The organism is Microbulbifer sp. ABF4_107 (assembly GCF_056312215.1).
This window is the reverse complement of record NZ_CM149983.1, coordinates 3,339,939-3,361,308: the sequence shown is the minus strand read 5'-3', so window position 1 is coordinate 3,361,308 and position 21,370 is coordinate 3,339,939. Positions and strand designations below refer to the sequence as shown.

The 21,370-nt window shown below is 58.3% G+C and carries 13 protein-coding genes; 11 read left to right on the top strand and 2 right to left on the bottom strand.

The annotated features are described in order from the left end of the window. Window positions 1-8 precede the first annotated feature (8 nt). The 5 genes from aptA (at window position 9) to ACYX4K_RS13715 (ending at window position 8,600) form a co-directional block, all read left to right on the top strand. On the top strand, window positions 9-1,322 hold the full coding sequence (aptA, locus tag ACYX4K_RS13735; protein ID WP_475091564.1) for an omega-aminotransferase AptA: 1,314 nt from the start codon (window positions 9-11) through the stop codon (window positions 1,320-1,322). 213 nt (window positions 1,323-1,535) lie between these two features. Beyond that, window positions 1,536-3,497 carry a DUF4382 domain-containing protein gene (locus ACYX4K_RS13730; protein ID WP_475091565.1) on the top strand — a complete coding sequence of 654 codons (1,962 nt, stop codon included), beginning with the start codon at window positions 1,536-1,538 and terminating at the stop codon, window positions 3,495-3,497. Between the two features lie 264 nt (window positions 3,498-3,761). Beyond that, a complete protein-coding gene (locus tag ACYX4K_RS13725; protein ID WP_475091566.1) occupies window positions 3,762-4,619 on the top strand; it encodes a DUF6515 family protein in 858 nt (285 codons plus the stop codon). A gap of 111 nt (window positions 4,620-4,730) precedes the next feature. Beyond that, window positions 4,731-7,049 (top strand): mechanosensitive ion channel family protein, encoded by a 2,319-nt coding sequence (locus ACYX4K_RS13720; protein WP_475091567.1) that lies wholly within the window; start codon window positions 4,731-4,733, stop codon window positions 7,047-7,049. 144 nt (window positions 7,050-7,193) lie between these two features. Continuing rightward, on the top strand, window positions 7,194-8,600 hold the full coding sequence (locus tag ACYX4K_RS13715) for a rhomboid family intramembrane serine protease (protein WP_475091568.1): 1,407 nt from the start codon (window positions 7,194-7,196) through the stop codon (window positions 8,598-8,600). A 38-nt stretch (window positions 8,601-8,638) separates the two neighbouring features. On the opposite strand, the gene ACYX4K_RS13710 is transcribed toward ACYX4K_RS13715, so the two are convergent. After that, window positions 8,639-10,072 carry a hypothetical protein gene (locus tag ACYX4K_RS13710; protein ID WP_475091569.1) on the bottom strand — a complete coding sequence of 478 codons (1,434 nt, stop codon included), beginning with the start codon at window positions 10,070-10,072 and terminating at the stop codon, window positions 8,639-8,641. 143 nt (window positions 10,073-10,215) lie between these two features. On the opposite strand from ACYX4K_RS13710, the gene pepB reads away from it, so the two are divergent. The 3 genes from pepB to ACYX4K_RS13695 all read left to right on the top strand — a co-directional run bounded on the left by pepB (window position 10,216) and on the right by ACYX4K_RS13695 (window position 13,891). Beyond that, entirely contained in the window at window positions 10,216-11,505 is a 1,290-nt protein-coding gene (pepB, locus tag ACYX4K_RS13705) for an aminopeptidase PepB (protein ID WP_475091570.1), read from the top strand. Window positions 11,506-11,557: 52 nt separating this feature from the next. Further along, on the top strand, window positions 11,558-11,749 hold the full coding sequence (locus ACYX4K_RS13700) for an antitermination protein NusB (RefSeq protein WP_475091571.1): 192 nt from the start codon (window positions 11,558-11,560) through the stop codon (window positions 11,747-11,749). A gap of 450 nt (window positions 11,750-12,199) precedes the next feature. After that, on the top strand, window positions 12,200-13,891 hold the full coding sequence (locus tag ACYX4K_RS13695; protein WP_475091572.1) for an enoyl-CoA hydratase-related protein: 1,692 nt from the start codon (window positions 12,200-12,202) through the stop codon (window positions 13,889-13,891). Between the two features lie 79 nt (window positions 13,892-13,970). Here the strand turns inward: ACYX4K_RS13695 and ACYX4K_RS13690 are convergent, their stop codons facing one another. Next, the gene (locus ACYX4K_RS13690; protein WP_475091573.1) at window positions 13,971-15,494 is read right to left on the bottom strand and encodes a UxaA family hydrolase; all 1,524 of its coding nucleotides are present in this window, start codon (window positions 15,492-15,494) and stop codon (window positions 13,971-13,973) included. 452 nt (window positions 15,495-15,946) lie between these two features. Between ACYX4K_RS13690 and ACYX4K_RS13685 the strand changes: the two genes are divergently transcribed. From ACYX4K_RS13685 to ACYX4K_RS13675, 3 genes are all read left to right on the top strand, one after another. Next, window positions 15,947-16,684 (top strand): FadR/GntR family transcriptional regulator, encoded by a 738-nt coding sequence (locus ACYX4K_RS13685; RefSeq protein WP_475091574.1) that lies wholly within the window; start codon window positions 15,947-15,949, stop codon window positions 16,682-16,684. Window positions 16,685-16,948: 264 nt separating this feature from the next. Then, complete coding sequence (locus ACYX4K_RS13680) at window positions 16,949-18,388, top strand: glycoside hydrolase family 28 protein (RefSeq protein ID WP_475091575.1); 1,440 nt, start codon at window positions 16,949-16,951, stop codon at window positions 18,386-18,388. Between the two features lie 249 nt (window positions 18,389-18,637). Beyond that, entirely contained in the window at window positions 18,638-21,280 is a 2,643-nt protein-coding gene (locus ACYX4K_RS13675; protein WP_475091576.1) for a TonB-dependent receptor, read from the top strand. Window positions 21,281-21,370: the final 90 nt, after the last annotated feature.

Sequence of the window (21,370 nt, the reverse complement as noted above, 5' to 3'; positions counted from 1 at the left end):
AGAACATCATGTCCGAACTGAATACCAACGCATTCTGGATGCCGTTTACTCCCAATCGCACCTTCAAGGCGGCGCCGCGTATTGTGGAGCGCGCGGAGGGGATTTACCTGTTTGAGAAGTCTGGTCGCAAGATCATCGACGCGACCGCGGGCCTGTGGTGCTCCAATGCGGGTCACTGCCGCAGTGAGATTGCCGAGGCGATTCATCAGCAGGCGATGAAGCTGGATTACAGCTCTATTTTCAATTTCGGCCACGAGCTGAGTTTTGAGTATGCGGAGCGCCTGGTACAGCACACGCCAGATCCGCTGAACCATGTGTTCTTCGGCAACTCCGGTTCCGAGGCGGTGGAGTCGGCGTTGAAGATTGCGCTGCAGTATCAGCGCGCACGGGGCAAGGGTTCGCGCACGATGTTTATCGGCCGTGAGAAGGGTTATCACGGGGTGAACTTTGGTGGCATTTCTGTGGGTGGTATTGCGCCGAACTATCAGAGCTTTGGTCAGCCGGTGAAGGCGAACCATATGCGCCACACGCTGGATATTGAACGCAATGCGTTCAGCAAGGGGCTGCCCGAGCACGGTGTGGAGCTGGCGGAGGATCTGGAGCGTCTGGTGGCATTCCACGGTGCGGACCAGATTGCGGCGGTGATTGTGGAGCCGTTCTCGGGTGCCGGTGGTGTGATCCTGCCGCCCAAGGGGTATCTGCAGCGCTTGCGCGAGATCTGTGACAAGCACGATCTGCTGCTGATTTTTGACGAGGTGATTTCCGGCTGGGGCCGTCTGGGGTCTCCGTTTGCCTCGGAAGAGTTTGGCGTGACCCCGGATATGATCACGTCCGCGAAGGGTATTACCAACGCCGCGGTACCACTGGGTGCGGTGTTTGTGAGTGACAAGATTTACAACACGGTGATGGATGCGGCGGCGGAAGGCATGGTGGAGCTGTTCCACGGTTACACCTATTCCGCGCACCCGGTGGCCTGCGCGGCCGGTATGGCGACCCTGGATATTTACGAGCGCGAGGGCCTGCTGACCCGTGCGGCCGGGGATATCGGCAAGCACTGGGAAAATGCCCTGCACAGCCTGGCGGACCTGGACAATGTAATCGATGTGCGCAATTACGGCCTTGTCGGCGCCATCGAACTGCGTGCGCCGGAAAACCTGAAAGGCAAATTCGGGGCCAAGGCGTCGGCGCTGGCCTGGGACGCCGGTGTGATGGCGCGGGGCATTGGCGATGCGCTGTGCATGTCTCCGCCGCTGATTATCGAGGCCCATGAGATCGACGATATTGTCGGCAAGCTGCGCGAGGTGATTTCCGGTCTGGCCTGATCGCGCGCGATCTGAACAGAACTAAATCCTCAACGTTTATCCACAGCGGGCGCGAATCTTTACGGTTCGTGCCCGTTTGTGTTTCCGTTCTGTGCACATCAAAACACGTCGTATATTTTCGACTAACCCCTGTCAACGTTTTTGTCCCGCCCCCGTTGTTATCTTCGACCCGGTCGTAAATTCAATCTGATAACCGATAACGAGGAACCAAGGATGAGGACAACTTCCCAGCCTGTGGGCCTGAAAACCCCTGTCCACCTGCTTTCAGCGCTTCTGCTCAGCGCCGCACTTTCCGCCTGTGGTGGCGGCAGTGGTGGCAGTGCTTTAGCACCGGAAGAAGAGAATACCGCGCCGCCGCCCCCGAGCAGCGCCCAATGTGAAACCTCCGATTCCGGAAGCGATTCGGATCAGTGCGGCACTCTGCTGCTGGGGCTGACCGATGCGGATGGTGATTTTTTGCAGTACGAGGTGGATGTGGTGTCGCTCACTCTGGAGCGCGCCAACGGTGCCACAGTGGATGTGCTGCCCAGTGCCAATACGGTGGACTTTGCCCAGTACGTTGATGTGACGGAGCTGGTCACCGCCGCGACGGTGCCCGCCGGCACCTATGTGCGCGGGGAAATCACTCTCGACTATCGCAACGCCAATATTCGCGTGGAAGTGGCGGGGCAGGCTCAGCCGGCAACGGTGGTGGATGAAAACGGCCAGGTGGTGGAGCAGGTGTCACTGGCGCTCACTATTGACAGTCGCAATCGCCTGGTGATCGCCCCTGGGGTGCCCGCCATGCTGACAGCGGATTTTGATCTCGCAGCTTCGCACACCGTGGATATTACCGGTGCCGAGCCGGTGGTGGAGTTGTATCCGGTGCTGGTGGCTGAGGTCAACGCCGAGAACCAGAAAGACTTCCGCCTTCGCGGTCCTCTGGTCGCCGTGCCGGAAAGTGACAGCGACTACCGCATTGCGGTACGCCCTTTCCAGCGCAGCCAGGGGCGCTTCGGCGGTATTGATATCGAGACCGATAGCCAAACCAGCTGGGAGATTGATGGCGAGCCATTTATCGGTGCCGCCGGACTTGACCAGCTTGCGCAAATGGACGCGGGAACCGCCACTCTCGCCATGGGCGTGTTTGACCGGGGGTCAAAAACCTTTACCGCCGAGGTGGTTCTGGTGGGTACCAGTGTACCCGGAGCAACGCTGGATGCGGTGGAAGGTCACGTGGTGGCGCGCAGAGGGAATCAGTTGACGGTGCGTGGCGCCAGTCTGATTCGCGCTGACGGTGCGGTGCACTTCAATCCGCAACTCGTGGTGACGCTGGCGGATACTACCTTGGTGCGAAAACCCCGCCGTCCGCTGGAAGTGTTGTCCATCGAGCATATTTCCGTAGGGCAGCGCGTTCGCCTGCTGGGGAACTGGGATGCCGAAGAGGCGGTATTTGACGCGCGAGACGGCCGCGCGCACCTGCTGCTGACCCGTGTTTCCGCAACCGGTCTTGAAAGTTCCGAGGATGGTCTAAGCGTCAACACCCTCGCCTTTGGCGGCCGCGATGTGTCCCTGTTCGATTTCACCGGTACCGGAAGTAGCGCGGCGCTGGATGCGGACCCAGGGGCCTATGAAGTCATGGTGAATGGCCTGAGCCCAGATACTGTGAGTGGCTCACCTTTGCAGATTCGCGGTTACGTGGCGCCATTTGGCCGCGCGCCGGCGGACTTTCACGCGCACACCGTGGTTGACTACGGCGATGCACGCGCGCGCCTGTTGCTGAGCTGGGAGGGCGACGGAGAATCCCAGGCCTTTGTCGGAGTGGATGCCACGAGCCTGCAGGTTTCCGGCGATGGTAATTTCGGCGCAATGCACCATATCCGCCGAGGTGCGCACCGCACGGACCTGTTGAACCTCTCTGCGCTGCCGCGGCTCGAGCCACAAGACGCGGTGTTCTCCGGTCGCGGTATCTACACCATTGCCCAGCGCGGGGCCGAAGATGGTGACCTGGTGTTCTTCTCGGATTTCGGCAGCTTCGCGGCAGAACTCGATCGTCGCCTGGCAGCGGGGGCCAGGGTCAAATTGCTTCACGCCGGCGGCCACTTTGATGATGGCGAGAACCGTTTTGGTGCCACCCAACTGAGCGTAGTGTTGCACGCCTCCTCCACCGCCCCCGCCCCCGCCACCGCTGACTAGGCAGCCTTTACCCCGTCATGGGGGTTCTGCACCGGTGGAACTACACTGAATAAGTGGTCGGCCGAGTGACAGCAAGTGCAAGGTTTCATCGCTTATGCACCCTGTTGCGATCGCCGCTCTCCCAGGGAGGGCGGCGCCTCCGGCTACAATGCGCGCACGGTCTTCCGCCGCCGATTTTTTCGCGGTGGCGGAGGCCGTGTGCTGCTGTTTGCCGCGGTAGTAGTGGTGTGTGGCAGTTGTAGGTTCCCCGCGAGGTAGTTGCTGGTGAGTATCCCAAAGCCGATTCATTCCGTTCTTGCGATTTCCAGGTGGCAACCGCGCCAGCCGGTGATCGCCCTGTTTGTCGCAATCAGTTTTTTTATGCTTCAGGGCGCGCAGGCACAGAGCGGCGAGCAGCTACCTCCTGCAGGTCAATCCAGTGGTGAGTCTGCCGAAGATTATGCGCGGGACCCGAATCGTCAGAAGCAGCTGCCCGCGGATGCGGTGCGGCTCACCCTGAGCGGAAACATCTATTTCTATCAGGGCGGCTATTTTTACCGCCAGGAAGATGACGGCTACCTGCGCGTGGAGCCGCCACTGGGTGCAGAACTGACCTTCCTGCCGTATGGCAGTCAGGGATTCGAAATTGATGGCCGCCAGTTTTTTCTGAGCGGAACAGGGACCTTTTACCGGTATGAACCGCGCCGTCGCAGTTATGTGGTGACCACGCCTCCCTATGAGTGGAGAAGGTACTATAACGGTGATCTGGTGGGCGCATACGAGGACCGCCTCTATGGTTATCCCGACGCCGACCTGGAAGACTTGCGCGACCGCTCCGGTATTCCGCGCGCCTATCCGCCGCGCGCTGCCCGTCCCGATGGGCTCGGCGGTGAAGGCATTCCTCTGTCTGAAGCGGAAGGCTACCGCGACCCGCGTCGCAGTGATTCCCGACCCTACGCCAATGTGCGCCCTCCCTACGATGCCAATGGCGAGCGCTACGACAACCGCGCTCTGGCGGAGTCACTGTGTCGCCAGGATGCCACCAGTGCCGCGCGCCGCGGCAGCAGCCTCGACAGCCAGCGACTGCGTATTTACCAGCGGGAATACCGCGACTGTATTCAGCGCTACGATCGTCAGCGCTAGCCGGCGCCAGTCCCGCGGCGCGGCTCATCTACACTGAAACAGTTGCGCGGTATACGGTGTCCTGCTGTGTGCCCGCGGTTGTGGTTTCAAGCGGTACAGGGAAGTTCCGGCATGGTCGCCAGTGACGCCCATAGTAAACAATCTCCACTGACAGGTTTCTGGCGGCTGTCGCTGCTGTGCCTGTGTTTTCTCGCGCTGCTGATTCCCCCGCCGGCCAGCGCCCAGCTCCCCTCCACCAAACCCAAAGAGTTCTCACCGGTTGTTCCCGACTTCAATGCGCTCGCCGCCGACTGGTGGACCCAGTGGCCGGAGGCGACCCAGGAGCAAAAACAGCAGTGGCTTACCGATATAGAAGGTGCCTGGCAGGAGTGGAATAAAAATCTGCCAGAGGAAGCGCAGCTGGATAAGCGCGTCAAACAGGTCAATCAGCGCCTGGCCGGTATCCGCAAAACCTGGGAGAAAAGCGAAAACCTGAAGTCTGTGCAAATACTGCCGGATGTGCAGTTCCCTGCGGATCCCACGGTATTGCAATGGGCGGAATCGGATGCGGCGGTCGCGCGTGGCCAGCAGCGCTATCTCGGCCTGCAGCTTGAAAAAAAGCAGCTGGATGACGGTGTTGCACTGTCTCTCAGCCGACTGCGGGAGCGGGTAGTGGCGCTGCGGGATATTAACCGCAACGACCCCAAGTATCTGAGTGCCACCCTGAATGTATTCCTTGCCCAGATTACCCATCTCCAGGTGCTCGAAGAGCAGCGGTTGCTGAATGATCAGCTGGTGGCATGGGGGGAGGAGCTGGCGTTCGCCCGCACCGAGCTGGAGCGCATGCTCAAGCAACTGCAGTACAGTGAGGAAGCAGAGAAAAAGCTGTCCGCCGCGCGCACCGAAGAAAAAACGAATCTGCAGGAGCTGGCGCGAGAGCGGAGCGATGCTCAGCATCTTATCTTTGAAAGCTCTGACGCCGCGGACACTGTTGAACAGCAGGTCAAGATGCTGATATTCAGTGTGGGGGCGCTGGAAAACCGCCTGCAGATCCGCAAGCAGCAATTGTTGCAGGCGATCAACAGCGTGCTCGCACCGGGCGGCGAGGAGGGAGAGCTTTCAATCAGCAAGGACCTGGTGAGCAACGCGGAGAAAGCTCAGGCCAATCTCGCCCGCCAGCTCAATGTACGCCAGCGCCAGATTGTTGCCTGGGTGGGGGAAGATGCCGAGGGGATGAAGAAATGGTGGCGGCAGTTTGAAAAAATCGACAGTGCACTCGGGCGCACTCATGATCTGATCGACGATGTAAAACGCTACGAGACCGCACAACTGTTTGTGTATCAGCGCCAGCAGGGGTGGTGGAAAACACTGGGTGAACGCTTCGTGCATCAGTTGCAGGAAGTGCGCACCGGTTGGCGCAACCTTGCCAACTACAAGTTGTTCGCCATCAGCGAGCAACCGATCACCCTGAAAGACATCGCGCAGATGGTGCTGGTGATTGTCGGAGCCTGGGCCTGTTCGCGTCTGCTCAATATCATCTTGCGGCGCATGGTGCACAAGAGCCGCACCACCGAGCAGTCAGCTTATACCCTGTGGCGGATTCTGAATTACTGCATCGTCCTGATTACGTTCATCATTATCCTCACCATGGTGGGGCTGGATACCTCGAAGCTTACCCTGATCGCCGGCGCGCTTTCGGTGGGCATCGGCTTCGGTATGCAGGCGATCTTTTCCAACTTTATTTCCGGTGTGATTCTGCTGTTTGAACAGCCGCTGCGGGTCGGGGATCTGGTTGAGCTGGAATCCGGCGTGTTCGGGCGTATCCGCGATATCAATGTGCGCTCTACCCGTATCACCACGCGCGACAATGTGGATATTCTGGTACCCAATTCCGAATTCGTCACCGGTCGGGTAACCAACCACACTCTGGAAGACCCGGTGCGGCGGATTCACGTGATGTTCGGTGTTGCGTATGGCACCGACCCGGAAGAAGTGCGCGAGGCGGCCATGGCCGCGGCGGAGCGGGTTCCGGTGACCTTTAGCAACTGGCAGCGGAAAACCGAGGTATGGCTCACTGGTTTCGGTGACAGCGCACTGGACTTCAAGCTGGTGGTCTGGGTCAACAGCAATGCGGTTTCTTCTCTCGGGGATCTGAACGCCCTCTACAACATCGAGCTGCTGCGCGAGTTCAATGAGCGCGGTATCGAGATTCCTTTCCCGCAGCGGGATCTGCATGTGCGCAGCTGGGGTGAGGGGACGCCGCTGGCGGCACCGGCCGACGACGATACGACAGGCGGTCACCCGCGCGAACCGATACAGCCTGTGGAGCGCCGCGGTTCCGCGGGGGCCGAGGACTGGCCGGACTCGACTGGCGATGATAGCGCCGACGGAGGAGAGTCCGGTGATGGTGGCGATGGCGGGAGTGGCGGCGGCACTTCGTCGAGTCACTGAGAGGGCGCCCGCCACACGACTGGCGCAAAAAGCCTTGTTTCGCTCGCGGCTGCGGCATCCGGGGCTGATCTTATTCAGCATCCCCTGTATTCTGGTGGTCCATAGCCACAACGGCCCATTGCCCAACCTGTCGCAGGCCCGCCCTTGCTGATTATCCCCATCCAGAACAAACCCGACTGGCGCCGGCCACCACTGGTATGTTTTGCACTGATTCTCGCCAATCTGCTGGTGTTCGTACTCTATCAGGGCGGTGATGAGGCGCGCTGGCGGGTGGCGGAAGAGTTCTACTTCTCCAGCGAGCTCCCCGCGCTGGACGAGGGGCGCTTCTACGAATATGTGGATGCAGAAAAGCCCGAGTGGCGCACCCAGGCCCAGGGCGCTGGCGAAGAGTTTATTTACCAGCAGCTTCTGTGGAGTCGCGAGTTCCACAACTGGCTGCTGCCCCGCCTGGAGCAGGAAGGGGCCGGGCAGTGGCTGATGCAGCGACAGCAGTACGGGGAGTTGCGCGATCGCCTGTCCAGCTTCGCTTTTGGCCTTACCCCAGCAGAGCCGACTCTCAAGGGCCTGTTCGGTCACATGTTTCTGCACGGCGGTTGGGACCACCTGCTGGGGAACATGATCTTCCTGCTACTGTTTGGCCTGTCGGTGGAGTTGGCTCTGGGGGCGACCTGGTTTATTGGCCTCTACCTGCTGGGCGGCCTCGCCGCAGCCGGGCTGCATATGGGGGTGGAAGTGGGCAGCATGATGCCAATGATCGGCGCCTCCGGGGCCGTCTCTGCAATTATGGGGATGTTTGTTGCTGTCTACGGCATCCGTCGTCTGCGCTTCTTTTATACCCTCGGTTTCGCCTTTGGCGAATTTACCGCTCCGGCACTGATGGTATTGCCGCTCTGGCTTGGCAAGGAAGTATTTGGATATTTCTTTGGCAGCGAGAATATTGCGTACTGGGCGCATTTCGGTGGTCTGATGGCGGGCTTTGTGTGCACCATGGCGCTGATCCGCGTGCGTCCCAGTCGCGAGATACATGTGGAAGAAGATCTGCCACCGACTCCAGAGCAACTGGCTCTGGCCCGCATCGAATCGCTGCACAACAATGGCAAGTTACTGGAGGCCGGACAGGCGGCGGCCAGTGCCGTGAAACAGCACCCGGATTCCCTCGCACTTATCCACAAATCCATAGAGCTCACGGCGCTGGCGCCTGAGAGTGAGGCGCATCACCGTGCATGGCTTGGTCTGTTTGCCCTGGCCAGGCTCCCCGAGCAGGACTTCGCACCGGTGGCAGAAGGCCTGGAAGCCTACCTTTCAAAAACCACAGAACCTCATGCACTAAACCCGCGTGTGTGCCTGGTACTTGCCCAGCGTGCCGCGCGGGAAAAAAACTGGGGACTGGTAGAGGTGTTGTTGCAACGCTTGCAGCAAAAGCAGCAGCGCCACCCGCTGATGGCGCGCCTGGCCAATGGCCTGGTGGAGCATTACCGCCGTTGCGGCGATGAAGAGCGGGCGCGCAAGGCGCTGGATTTTGCGCGTACCTTACAGCCTGCGGCGGTTTAGGTGGTTTGAATAAACTTGGGTGGCGGCACCGCTAGGTACTAGGCAGGCTGTGCGCTTTCTTCCGCGGCGAGAATCGCCTCCAGCTGTTTCACCTCTCCAAGCACCGCACTTTTCGGAAACTTGCCGCGCACAAACGCCAGCAGCTTGCGGCTGTTGTCCGTGCGGTTGAATCCATCCATGTAGATCTTTGCCAGCAGCAGGTATGCGCTATCCAGGCGGGTGTAGTGTGGGTCTTCCTTGTGCAGGTTGTTAACCAGCGCCAGTGCCGGTTTGAAGTGACGCTGGCGGTAGAGCGCCTCGGCGATCTGGTGGCGCAACAGGGACTTGTCGATGGCCGGAGCACCGTGGGACTGCAACGTGGCCATATACAACTCGGCGGCCTTGTGGGGCTGGTTCAGGGTAACGAACCGCTCCAGCAGATGTGGCCCCAGCTCTCGCAATGCTTTCTTGTCATCGGTGGCCAGTAGCAGGCGATAGTAGCGTTCGTTCAGGGCAATATCATTGGGCTGCTGACGCAATACCGTCACCAGCGTTTTGCGCGCTTCTTCATGTCGCCCTTCGCGCAGGAAGATATTTGCATCTGCAAGTCCCTTGCGCCGGTCAAACTCCCGCTCCTCGAGATAGTCCTGGTCGTCCACCTGGGAGGTGACGCCAAGCTTTTTCTGCCGGGTCAGGCAGATGTAACCCATCATCGCGCTGGTCACTACAGAGAAGTAACTGGTGACGAATGCCAGCAGCGGCAGCAGCATCCACGCCGGCAGTTTGTCCGCCACCACGGGAAGCAGCACCGCCGGCGCTGCGGACACCGCACTGGTGGAGAGCCACAACAGCCAGTAGGGCCAGCCAATAATCAGGGTGAAGTGCAGTAGCTTCAGCGGGTTTACCGCCGCGCGCAGGCTGTGTTCCAGGGCCAGTACAATCATTGCTGCCGGCCCGAGCAGGGAAAGCGCGATGGAATACACCTGGGTCGCGCCCTCGCCAAAGGTCGACATAACCAGTGCACCGCCACCGCCAGCCACGAGAATCATCCCGATTACCCGCGCAAATACCGCTGCACTGCGCCCGTCCTGAGCATCGCCGAAAGTGGGTGCCTGCAGATCGCCACTGGCCAGTTTTTCGATCACCATCAGGTTGTAGCGGATCACTACCGCCAGCATGGCGACCAGCACGAAGATAGACAGCCAGCCAAGCCCGGTAATTGCCAGTGCTGCGATTGCGCAGATTGCGGATACCGTCAGTGGCCCGGGTGTAATGGCATAGCGAAAATAGAAGGGGGCCATCTGCCAGAATGGCTTGGCCTTGTTACTCGCCCCCACATTGTCGAGCCGGTTGTTGCACAGGACACATTTGGGGGTGGATTGGTAATAGTTATCCACCGCCCCGGGAACGCAGTCACCACAGTAATCCTTACTGCAACCGGTACAGTGCCATACGGCATCTGCACCGGAGTGGTAGTGGCAGGTATCAGCCATAGTTCACATCCTTGTCGTTATTTTTAACCCCTGAAGTGTATCGGCAGTCTCCCCGGGCGCGCAAACCTTTGGCCCTTGCAGGCTGCTAGACTGCCCCAATAGTAAAGGTCTTCTACTTTTCAGAATTCTATAAAGGTGTACAGATGACAACGGCGATGCAGGTAAAGCTGGAAACAACGGCGGCAGCGGACCACTGGGGCAAGAATGCCCTGTTGAGCTTTGCTGAGTCGGAAGCGCGCATTCATGCCACCGATGCCACCGGAGGCACTCTGGTGGCGGTACAGCGCGCTGCCCGGCGCCTCGACGGCATGGGCATTACCGAAATCACACTCGCCGGTGATAACTGGGACCTCGAGAGCCGCTGGGCATTCTGGGCGGGGTATTACAACCCCAACCGCAAAAGTACTCTGGATTGGGGACTGGAGGAAGGCGATGAGCGCAAGGAGCTGGATGCGCGTAAGGCAGCGGGTCTGTGGGTACGTGAGATTACCAACGGCTCCCCGGAGAACATTTTTCCCCGCGCGCTGGCAGAAAGTGCTGCGGATATGTTGCAAAAGCTCGCTCCGGACGCGGTGAGTTACCGCATTGTCGACGGCGATGCGCTGCTCGATGAAGGCTTTATGGGGATCTACAACGTGGGCCGCGGCAGTGTGCGTGGCGGCGCCATGTTACAGCTGGACTATAACCCCACAGGGCAGGACGATGCCAAAGTGGATATCTGCCTGGTGGGCAAGGGCATCACCTTTGATTCCGGTGGTTACAGTATCAAGCCCTCCGCCGGTATGGCGCACATGAAATCTGACATGGGCGGCGCAGCCATGGTGACCGGGGGCCTGGCGCTGGCCATCGCCCGGGGCCTGAACAAGCGTGTGAAACTGTACCTGTGTTGTGCCGAAAACCTGATTTCCGGGCACGCCTTTAAACTGGGTGATGTGATTACCTACAAGAATGGTGTGACCGCAGAGATTCTGAATACCGATGCGGAAGGTCGCCTGGTACTGGCGGACGGCCTGCTGGAGGCCAGTGACCAGGATCCGCAGTACATTCTCGATGCGGCGACCTTAACCGGTGCCGCGAAAATGGCAGTGGGCCGTGACTACAACTCGGTACTGAGCCTGGAGGATACAATGGCAGAAAAGGTATTGAGCGCGGCAAAGGCGGAAAATGAAAAAGCCTGGCGCCTGCCACTGGAGAAATTCCACCTGGAGCAGATTCCCTCGGGTTTTGCGGAAATCGCCAATGTGGGTATGGATGGCACCCCGGGTGCATCAACCGCCGCCGCGTTCCTGGCGAAATTTGTGCGCGATGACGGCCGGGGCTGGGTGCACATGGATCTTTCCGGTTCCTATCTCCCGGGCGCGAACGATCAGTGGGCCCAAGGAGCCAAAGGGCATGGGTTCCGAACGATTGCTCGGTTTCTGATGGACGCCTGATATTTTCATAACAGGAACAATTTCGTTTTCACACGTCGCACAGGTTGGTTGCATGGAAGAGTATCAAGTGATGATCCAGTCCCGAGAGTGGCTGGTGGGTTGGGGAACCCTATCCCTCATCAATGCGGGTCTCGCGCAGGGAAAAAATCGCAGCGGGCTTTTCTGGTGGATCATCAGTTTACTGTGCGGTCCGCTGGCAACATTGATTATCGTACTGCTAAGCCGGGCGCCCGAGCGCAGTTAGACGGTATGCCGCGGCCATAGCCCACCTGAATGAATAGATTCAGGTGGCGTTGGCGTGTGTTGTTTGCTGCACCAAACCAATGCGCGGATCTCATACAATGCATTCGAGATAGTGAGAAAAACTGAGTGAATACTCGGAAAACAATATGCGAAAAAGTGCAGCATAAAATTTGAAGTCCAAAAAAAGGTACGACTTGTCGTGCCTTTTTTATTTTGTAATCGAGTCTTTTCGGTCAATGACAGCGCATGATTTTTTGATGATGGCTGGTACTGAGCTGGAATTGGCGGGATTACTGCAGGGGAATAGGTAGACCCAGTTCTCACTGTGGCGTGAGAATCAAAATTTGCTGGTGATTCCGGGGGAAATTTAATTATTATCCGGACATCCACTGGTGAAAATTTCCCGAAAGGGAAGCTTTAATAATAAATATTCGTATACATGGAGGTATAAATGCGTGTTCTGCTATTGTGCAGTGCTTTCAATGGGTTGAGTCAGCGGGTGCATCGCGAGCTATCCCTGTCCGGGTGCGAGTTATTGGTGCAGTTGGCAACCAGTGACACCGAAATGGAAGCCGCGGTCGAGCATTTCCAGCCGAACTTGGTCATCTGTCCATTTTTGAAACATAAAATTCCCGATGCCATCTGGCAGCGGCTGCCCTGCCTTGTCGTGCATCCCGGGATCGAGGGAGACCGGGGCCCGTCCTCCCTGGACTGGGCCATCTACCACGACAAGCCGAGCTGGGGCGTCACGCTGCTGCAGGCAAACGATTCCATGGATGCCGGGGATATCTGGGGGACGCAGAATTTCCCGGTGCGACCCGGCGCTTCCAAATCCAGTCTATACCGGCGCGAAGTGACCGCGACAGCGGTGTCTCTGGTCAAGCAGGCGATTCAGTCGTTTATGGAAAACGATTTTGTGCCGCGGCCACTGGATGAATCCAGTGCTCCCGGTTGCCTGCTGCCGATGATGACCCAGAGCGATCGTGCCATCGACTGGCAGCGGGACCCGACGGCGTTGGTGATTAAGAAAATGCGTGCCGCGGACAGCCTGCCCGGTGTGCGCGAGGAAATTGGCGGCAAGACCGTCAACCTGTTTGGCGCGGTGGCGGCTAGCGAATATGTCGGTGACCCGGGAAAGTTTTTGGTCAGTGCCGGCGGCCGTGTCTGCCGGGCGACGGTGGATGGCGCCGTGTGGATATCTCACGCAAAAGTTGCGGGTGAGTTCAAATTGCCGGCTGCGGACATCATTCCGCCGTTGCTGGAATATCCGGTGGACCAGCTACAGGACACTCCGGTGGCCGTCCAGGATATCTGGGTTGAGTACACAGACGGTGTGGCCTACCTCTACTGGTCATTCCACGGTGGCGCCATGTCCACGGCACAGTGCAAAGCGCTGCTGGCACAGTACCGCGAGTTGGCCGCGTCCGACGTCAAGGTGATTGTCCTTATGGGAGGGGACGAATTCTGGAGTAACGGGATTCACCTGAACACCATCGAGGCCGCGGAGGATCCCGCTCAGGAATCCTGGGAGAACATCAACGCGATCGACGATTTTGTTGCTGAGGTTATCCACACACAGGACAAGGTGACGGTCTCCGCCGTGCGCTCAAATGCGGGGGCGGGCGGAGCCATGATGGCGCTGGCAGCTGACCTGGTGATCGTGCGCGACGGTGTCGTCATCAACCCGCACTACCAGACCATGGGACTGTATGGGTCCGAGTACTGGACTTACCTGCTGCCACGGCGGATTGGCAAAGAGGCGGCGCAGCGCTATACCAGATCGTGCATGCCGGTACTCGCCATGGAAGCGCTGCGTGATGGTTATGCGGATGTGCTGTTTAAAGAGGATTCGGCAGAGTTCAATTGTCAGTTGCAGGCATACTGTGAAGCGCTCACAGAGCCGGAAAGCGTCAGTCTGCTATTGGCGGAAAAACGCGAGCGACGGGAGCAGGACGAGCGCGCAAAACCGCTGGAAGAGTATCGTCGTGAAGAGCTTGAAATAATGCACCGAACATTTTTCGATGCGGAAGCAGAGTACCATCGGGCACGGAAAGCGTTCGTCTACAAGCAGTGCCCCAAGTGCACACCCGACTACTTGCAGCGGTCACTGGCAAGCAGTGAGGCCGAGCTGGAAACCGCCTGATTTCGCTGCCCCATAAGTAACAAAAAACCGGCATAATTGCCGGTTTTTTGTTACTTGCTTGCCTTCTGCGCGCTCGCAATCAAACGACTGCGCCGATATGCCAGGGGGCAAACTCGTTGTCTCCATAGTCCAGTTTTTCACTTGCGCTCTGTTCCCCAGAAGCGATTGCCAGAATGTGCTGGAAAATCATCTCGCCACATTCGGCAACGGTGTAGCGTTTGTCCAGTACACCGCCGCAGTCGATGTCCATATCTTCGCGCATACGCTCGAACAGGTTCGAGTTGCTGGCCAGTTTGATACTGGGTACCGGCTTGCCACCAAAAGCAGATCCGCGCCCGGTAGTGAAGCAGACCACGTTTGCGCCGCTCGCCACCTGACCGGTTACCGAAACCGGATCAAACCCGGGGCTGTCCATAAACACCAGCCCTTTCTTGCGCACCTGCTCGGCATAGAGGTAAACATCCTGCAGCGCGGTCGTGCCACCCTTTGCCTGGGCGCCGAGAGATTTCTCGGCAATGGTCGTCAGGCCGCCGGCTTTATTGCCCGGGGACGGGTTATTGTTCAGCTCAACGCCGTTAATCTCGGTGTAGTGTTCCCACCACTGAATACGATCAACCAGCTTTTGCGCCACTTCCGGTGAGCAGGCTCTGCGGGTCAACAAGTGCTCGGCGCCGTATATTTCCGGTGTTTCCGAGTAAATGACCGTGCCACCCTGGCGCACCAAAATGTCCGCTGCAGCGCCGAGGCCGGCGTTGGCGGTAATTCCCGAGTAGGCATCACTGCCGCCACACTGAACCGCCAGGGTCAGTTCGGATGCCGGGATCGCCTCGCGCTCGCAGGCATTGGCTGCCGGCAGCATTCCAGTCAGGCGCTCGATGCCAGACTCGATCGCCGCGCGAGTACCCCCCTGTTGCTGGATCGTCATCACCTGGAAGTTGTCGCCTTCCCGAAGACCGGTTTCCCGCATCAGACTGGAGATCTGCATCGCTTCACAGCCCAATCCAACCAGCAAAACACCGGCAAAGTTCGGGTGCGCGATATAGCCGTGGAGGGTTCGCAACAAGGTCTGGTAGCCTTCGCCGGAAGTGGACATGCCACAGCCACTGTCGTGGCCAAGTGCAACAACGCCGTCAACATTGGGGAAATCGCGTAACTTGCCACTATCGCGGAAATGCGCGGCGATCGCCCGGGAAACAGTCACCGAACAGTTTACGGTGGAAACAACGGCGAAATAATTGCGGGTGCCGGTCTTGCCATTGGGGCGGCGATAACCCATGAAAGTGGCGCGCTCCTCCGGTGCGACAAATTCTGTAGGCACATAGTCGCTACAGAAGTCGTGCACCACCTGGTGGTTGCCCGCTTCCATATTGAATTCGTGCACGTGTGTGCCGGGAGCAATATCCTCCCGCGCAAAGCCGATAACCTGGCCGTACTTGATCACTGGCTGACCGGCCGTGATCGGACGTACGCAGACCTTGTGCATGGCGGGCACGTCGGTAACCAACGGCATCATGCTGCCGTTCCAGTTCACCAGTGTGCCGGCGGGCAACGGGGCCTTGCTGACGGCGACGTTATCGTCGGTATGTATGTGAATGAGATCCATCTTGTCCTGACTCCGCTGAAAAGGACTTGCGGTCAGTTGTCGTTATGATTGGTTGCAATCTAACACTATATTGGTAAGGCCGCAATCAGTAGGGTAGACCGATTTGGTAAGACTGTAGTGGCAATTCCCGTATTGTGGTGGTTAAACCCCATCTGCTAGAATCCGTGCAATATTTCCGCAACTTATATATAAGCACCGGATCGGGCAGAAACCCGGACGTATGTGGTCTCGATAGGGTTAAACCGATGTGATTGGCGGGTTCGGATGGGTCAGGCAGGTTTGTCTGAAAGTGGCCCAATCGGGATTACCATTACATAGCGGTTGGGAGTCTGCTGGCGGCCGCGCGAGCGGAGTGCGGCATGGGCCGCGCCGGCGGTGCACCGAATTTTGTGCGCCCGGAGCGCAACACCAACAAAAACAGATGCAGCAAAAAATTGCAGGAGAGTAGTTCAATGCAGGGTGCCAGACTTTATCAACAGGTGGCCGAAAAACTGGCCGCTGCCATTGCCGCCGGTGACTACCCGGCCGGTACCCGCCTGCCCGCAGAGCGCAAACTAGCCGAGCGTTTTGAGGTCAGCCGCCCTACGGTGCGCGAGGCGATCATTGCACTGGAACTGGCAGGATGCGTAGAGGTAAAAGGCGGTTCCGGTGTTTATGTGACCGACACTGAAGCCAGTGGGTTTACCGCCGGCGAGAGCGATATCGGTGCGTTTGAGATCCTGCAGGCGCGGATGATGTTTGAGGGTGAGGCCGCCGGCCTGGCCGCCCGTGAAATGACCGATGAAGAAGTGCAGCAGCTGGAGTCCATTCTCGAAGAAATGGTCGCGGAAAATGCGACCGAATCCAGCGCCGAAGTTGCCGACGAGAAATTCCACCTGCATATCGCTCAGTGTACCCACAATGACGCCGTGGTGTCGGTTTGTGAGCACCTGTGGAAATTGCGCAACAACTCCTCTGTATCAGCGCGCATTCTCGAGAAAGTCCGCCAGGCGGGCTCCAAGCCTCGAATCGAGGAGCACCGCCGCATCCTCGAAGCGATCAAGAGTCGCGACCCGGACGGCGCGCGCAATGCCATGCGCGATCACCTCCAGCGCGTTGTTCAGCAGTTGCTGGACGCCACTGAAGCTGAGGCGCTGGAGCAGGCCCGTCGCGAAATGAGTGCTGCCCGCCAGCGATTCGCGCTGCCCTGAATAGCATCCAGATGCTGCCAACAAGCCGGCCGTGAGCCGGCTTGTTTGTGCCCGTTAAATGCCACCCACATGATCGTGGTCATTTGTCTGTTGGCTTTCTGGGGCCAATCTCGGATCGCTGGCGTGACCGCCTGGTTATTGCCCTGGCAAAATTGGTATGACAGTATTGATCCAATTTTGATAATGGTCTTGCCATTTCGCGAGACCGACCTGCGATGAATTCCCTTTTCGCGTCAGCAAAACAATAAAGCCCGGGAGGTATTTATGACCGGACTCAATCGTCGAGTCTTCCTGCAATCACTGGCAGCCGCCGCAACGCTGCCTGCCGTCCCCGGGCTGTTGCCCCAGGCTGTTGCCATGAGCCGGCCACCGCGAGCCGAGTATTCCGGACCCTGGGCGCGCGTGCCGAAAATCCTGTCAGACATCAAATTGCCGGCAATCCCCACGCGGGAGTTCAATCTGCGGGAGCTCGGTGCCAAGGGGGAGGGTGAGGATGCCAGTGAAATCTTTGCTGCCGCGGTGGAGGCGAGTCGTAAGGCGGGTGGTGGACGCATTGTGGTACCCGCGGGCAAATACCGCACCGGCCCCATCCACCTGGTTTCCAATACCGAACTGCACCTGCAGGAGGGGGCGGAAATCCATTTCATTCCCGAGCCTGAGCGCTATCTGCCTGCAGTAAAAACCCGCTGGGAGGGCATGGAGATGATGGGGTATTCACCTCTGATCTACGCCCACAAGTGCGAAAACATTGCCCTTACCGGCAAAGGCCTGATCGACGGCGGTGCCGACTGCAACACCTGGTGGCCCTGGAAGGGGAAAAACACCAAGTGCGACAACAGCACCAATGAAGGGGACACCCAGCACGGCCCCCGTGATGCATTGATGAAAGATGTCGAGGCCGGTGTGCCGGTGGCCGAGCGCATATATGCTGAAGGTTCCTTCCTGCGTCCGCCTCTGGTGCAGTTCTACGAGTGCGACAGCGTGCTGATCGAGGGCGTCACCCTGGAGAACTCGCCGTTCTGGGTGATTCACCCGGTACTCTGCAACGGTCTTACCGTGCGCGGCGTGACCACAAGAAGCCACGGTCCCAATTCCGACGGCTGCGACCCGGAATCCTGCCGCAACGTTTTGATTGAAGAGTGCCTGTTTGATAACGGCGATGACTGTATTGCGATCAAATCGGGCCGCAATGCGGATGGACGTCGGGTCAATGTGCCGACCGAGAATGTGATTGTGCGGAACTGTCAGATGCGCGATGGGCACGGCGGCCTGGTGCTGGGTAGCGAGATCTCCGGCGGTGTGCGCAATGTCTTCCTGGAAGACTGTGTGATGAGCAGCCCGCACCTGGAGCGCGGCCTGCGTATCAAGACCAACTCGGTGCGTGGCGGCGAGATCCATGACATCTACGTGCGCAACCTGACCATCGGAGAGGTCAAGGACGTTATCGTTATCAACTTCTATTACGAAGAGGGTGATAAAGGTGATTTCGATCCCGCTGTTTACAACATCCAGGTGGAAAACCTGGTGTGCAAGGAAGCCAAGCGCGCCTTTCAGGTTCGAGGTTTTGAGCGGGCACCGATCCGCGATCTGCGAATTTCCAACAGCCGTATTGACCACGCCGACTCACTTGGTGTGATCGAAGAGGTGACTGGCCTGACCGTGAATAACGTATCGATCAATGGTCAGCCATTCCAGCCCAGCTAATTTGCCCCTCTGGCCCGTCCAGATTTTCCCTTCCTAAGACGTCCAGCGCGGCCCCTTCCGCGCTGGATCTATCGAATATGGCGCGCTATTCTACTTGTCGATCAAATAGCGAGCGAAATAAGATAAAAATTGGTCTGCCAAAAGTTGATAGTTGGTAATCCGTATGAGACTATCGACCTGCATTGATAATAAGCGGTATTACCAAAAAAGGTTTTACCAAAATAACGACGATAAGCGGAGATGAGAGTCATGAAGACCTTCGAGCTGAAACCACTCACTCTTGCGATGGCCATGATTGCGGTACCGGCCTTTGCACAGGAAGCAAACACCTCTGGCGATGCAGCCCTGGAAGAGATCACGGTAACTGGTAGTTACCGCGACAGTCTGTCCAAGGCCCTCGACCAGAAGCGCGATGCTGTCGGCTCCAAAGACGCCATCCTGGCGGAAGACATTGCCGATTTCCCCGACCTCAACCTGGCAGAATCCCTACAGCGTATTCCCGGTGTAGCTATTACCCGTGACGCCGGTGAAGGTCGTAACATTTCCGTGCGTGGTCTGGGTGCTCAGTTCACCCGTGTGCGCATCAACGGTCTGGAAGCCGTGTCGACCACTGGTGGTGCCGACTCCTCCGGCGGCGCCAACCGCGCCCGCTCTTTCGACTTCAATACCTTTGCTTCCGAGCTGTTCTCCAACCTGACCGTGCACAAGACTTCTTCTGCCGATCTGGACGAAGGCTCCCTGGGGGCCACTGTCGACCTGAACACCGGCAAGCCGCTGGATATGGATGACAGCTTCACCTTCGCTGCCAATGCGCAGATGGGTTACAACAGCGCTTCTGGTGAAGCCGACCCGCGCACCTCTTTCCTGGTTGCCGGCCAGAACGAAGCGGGCACCATCGGTTGGTTGGCCACTTACTCTCAATCCAAGCGCAACGTGCTGGAAGAAGGTTTCTCCAGCGTGCGTTGGACCGCAAGTGAAGAAATTGCGAACTGTTCCGCCTGTGCTGATGACGCTGAACTGGCTGCGCTGAACGAAGGTTTCTTCCCGCGTATTCCCCGCTACGGCAAGTTCACGCACGAACAGGATCGCCAGGGCTTTACCGGTACTTTGCAATTCCGCCCGACCGACAGCACCGAGATCCTGGTTGATTATCTGACCTCGCGCTACGACGCGACCCGTCAGGAAGAGTTTGTTTCCGTCAGCCTGAAAGACAAGGGCAACTTCCCCGAGTTCGACGTCACCGACTACACCATGGACGCAAATGGCACCATCACCGCCATGACCGTCAACAACTACGACCTGCGTGTAGAGCACCGCTTCGACGAGCTGGAAACCAAGTTCGACCAGTTCTCTATTCGCGCTTCTCACGACTTCAGCGATCGCCTGCGCGGTGACATGGTGTGGGGCGCGTCCGAGTCCAACTACAGCAATCCGATGCAGACCACTGCCATCGTGGACGCCATCGACGTACAGAACAGCTTCTCGTACAACGCGACCACTGCCGGCGGCACCATCGACTTTGCCGACTTCGACACTGCCAATGCGAACAACTACGAGTTTGTTGAGCTGCGTCACCGTCCGAACCACGTAGACAACACTTTTGAAACTGTTGCCTTCAACCTGGAATTCGACCTGACCGACGAACTGAGCGTGAAAGGTGGTGTTTCCCAGAAGAGCTTCGAGTTCGACGTGGCGGAAAACCGCGCTGGGCCGAAATTCTCCGGTATCAACGCCTCTACTCTGCAGGGTTCTACCACCAGCCTGAACGGCATCAGCTGGTTCTCTCCGGACGTGCACTCCACACTGGATACTTACGCTGCTGACGTCGCTGCCAGCATGGCACCGCGCACCGGTGACATCCGCAATGTGCAGGAAGACGATTCCGGTTACTACATTCAGCTGGGCTGGAACACCGAAGTGGCAGGCCTACCGCTACGCGGTAACCTCGGCGTGCGCCGTGTGACCACCGAAGTGGAGTCCACCGGCATGACCGACCTGAACGGTGAAATCGTACAGGTGATTGCCAACAACGAGTACACCGACACCCTGCCGTCTCTGAACCTGGCGCTGGACCTGAACGACGACATGGTTGTACGTTTCTCTGCGTCCGATGTCATGTCCCGCCCGGCTCTGGGTGACCTGACTCCTGGTGGTAAGATTGACCAGTTCAATGGCTCCGTGAGTTATGGCAACCCGCTGCTGGAGCCGTTCCGCGCGCGCGCCTATGACGTTTCCTACGAGTGGTACTTCTCCGACGATGCAGTATTCGCGGCGGCCTACTTCTACAAAGACATCGAGTCTTTCATCAAGAAAGACACCTTCTCCCAGCGCCCTTGGTCTGAGACCGGTTTCGACGCGTCTGTGCTGAGCGACGAAGGCTCCTACGATGAAGGCGACAACTGGGATATCACCCGAAACTTCAACGGCGAGGGTGGCGACGTCTCCGGTGTTGAGCTGCAGTACCAGCAGGCGTTTTTTGATAACTACGGCCTGATCCTGAACTACACCTACGTGGATTCAGAGATGAACTACGGTACCGAAGAGGCGCCCAACTACGGCCCGCTGCTAAACCAGTCTAAAAACTCCTATAACGCCACCGTGTACTACGAGAACGAAGATTGGAGCGCGCGTATCTCCTACGCGGCGCGTACTGACTACAACACCAAGGCCATGGGCCAGGGTCGTAACGGTAACGACTTCGAGTACACCGAAGGCACCAGCAATGTGGACTTCGTTGCCGGCTACAACCTGGGTGACAACTGGAAGCTGAGCCTGGAAGCGATCAACCTGACCGACGAGCCTAACCGTCAGATGATCGACAGCGCTGGCCGCATCGTGGTAGACCACACTTACGGTCGTCAGTACTACGTAGGCGCTCAGTACAAGTTCTAATCCGATCTTTTAATTAAAATTAACGATTAAGAGCTCGATGTAGTACTGAATAGAGCGGCCGGGTGCAGGGATTCTGCCGGTGGAAACACC

What these genes read in the sequence shown, in the direction of transcription:
- aptA (WP_475091564.1), top strand. Translation starts at nt 9, where the DNA reads ATGTCCGAACTGAATACCAACGCATTCTGGATGCCGTTTACTCCCAAT.
- ACYX4K_RS13730 (WP_475091565.1), top strand. Translation starts at nt 1,536, where the DNA reads ATGAGGACAACTTCCCAGCCTGTGGGCCTGAAAACCCCTGTCCACCTG.
- ACYX4K_RS13720 (WP_475091567.1), top strand. Translation starts at nt 4,731, where the DNA reads ATGGTCGCCAGTGACGCCCATAGTAAACAATCTCCACTGACAGGTTTC.
- ACYX4K_RS13710 (WP_475091569.1), bottom strand. Translation starts at nt 10,072, where the DNA reads ATGGCTGATACCTGCCACTACCACTCCGGTGCAGATGCCGTATGGCAC.
- pepB (WP_475091570.1), top strand. Translation starts at nt 10,216, where the DNA reads ATGACAACGGCGATGCAGGTAAAGCTGGAAACAACGGCGGCAGCGGAC.
- ACYX4K_RS13700 (WP_475091571.1), top strand. Translation starts at nt 11,558, where the DNA reads ATGGAAGAGTATCAAGTGATGATCCAGTCCCGAGAGTGGCTGGTGGGT.
- ACYX4K_RS13695 (WP_475091572.1), top strand. Translation starts at nt 12,200, where the DNA reads ATGCGTGTTCTGCTATTGTGCAGTGCTTTCAATGGGTTGAGTCAGCGG.
- ACYX4K_RS13690 (WP_475091573.1), bottom strand. Translation starts at nt 15,494, where the DNA reads ATGGATCTCATTCACATACATACCGACGATAACGTCGCCGTCAGCAAG.
- ACYX4K_RS13685 (WP_475091574.1), top strand. Translation starts at nt 15,947, where the DNA reads ATGCAGGGTGCCAGACTTTATCAACAGGTGGCCGAAAAACTGGCCGCT.
- ACYX4K_RS13680 (WP_475091575.1), top strand. Translation starts at nt 16,949, where the DNA reads ATGACCGGACTCAATCGTCGAGTCTTCCTGCAATCACTGGCAGCCGCC.
- ACYX4K_RS13675 (WP_475091576.1), top strand. Translation starts at nt 18,638, where the DNA reads ATGAAGACCTTCGAGCTGAAACCACTCACTCTTGCGATGGCCATGATT.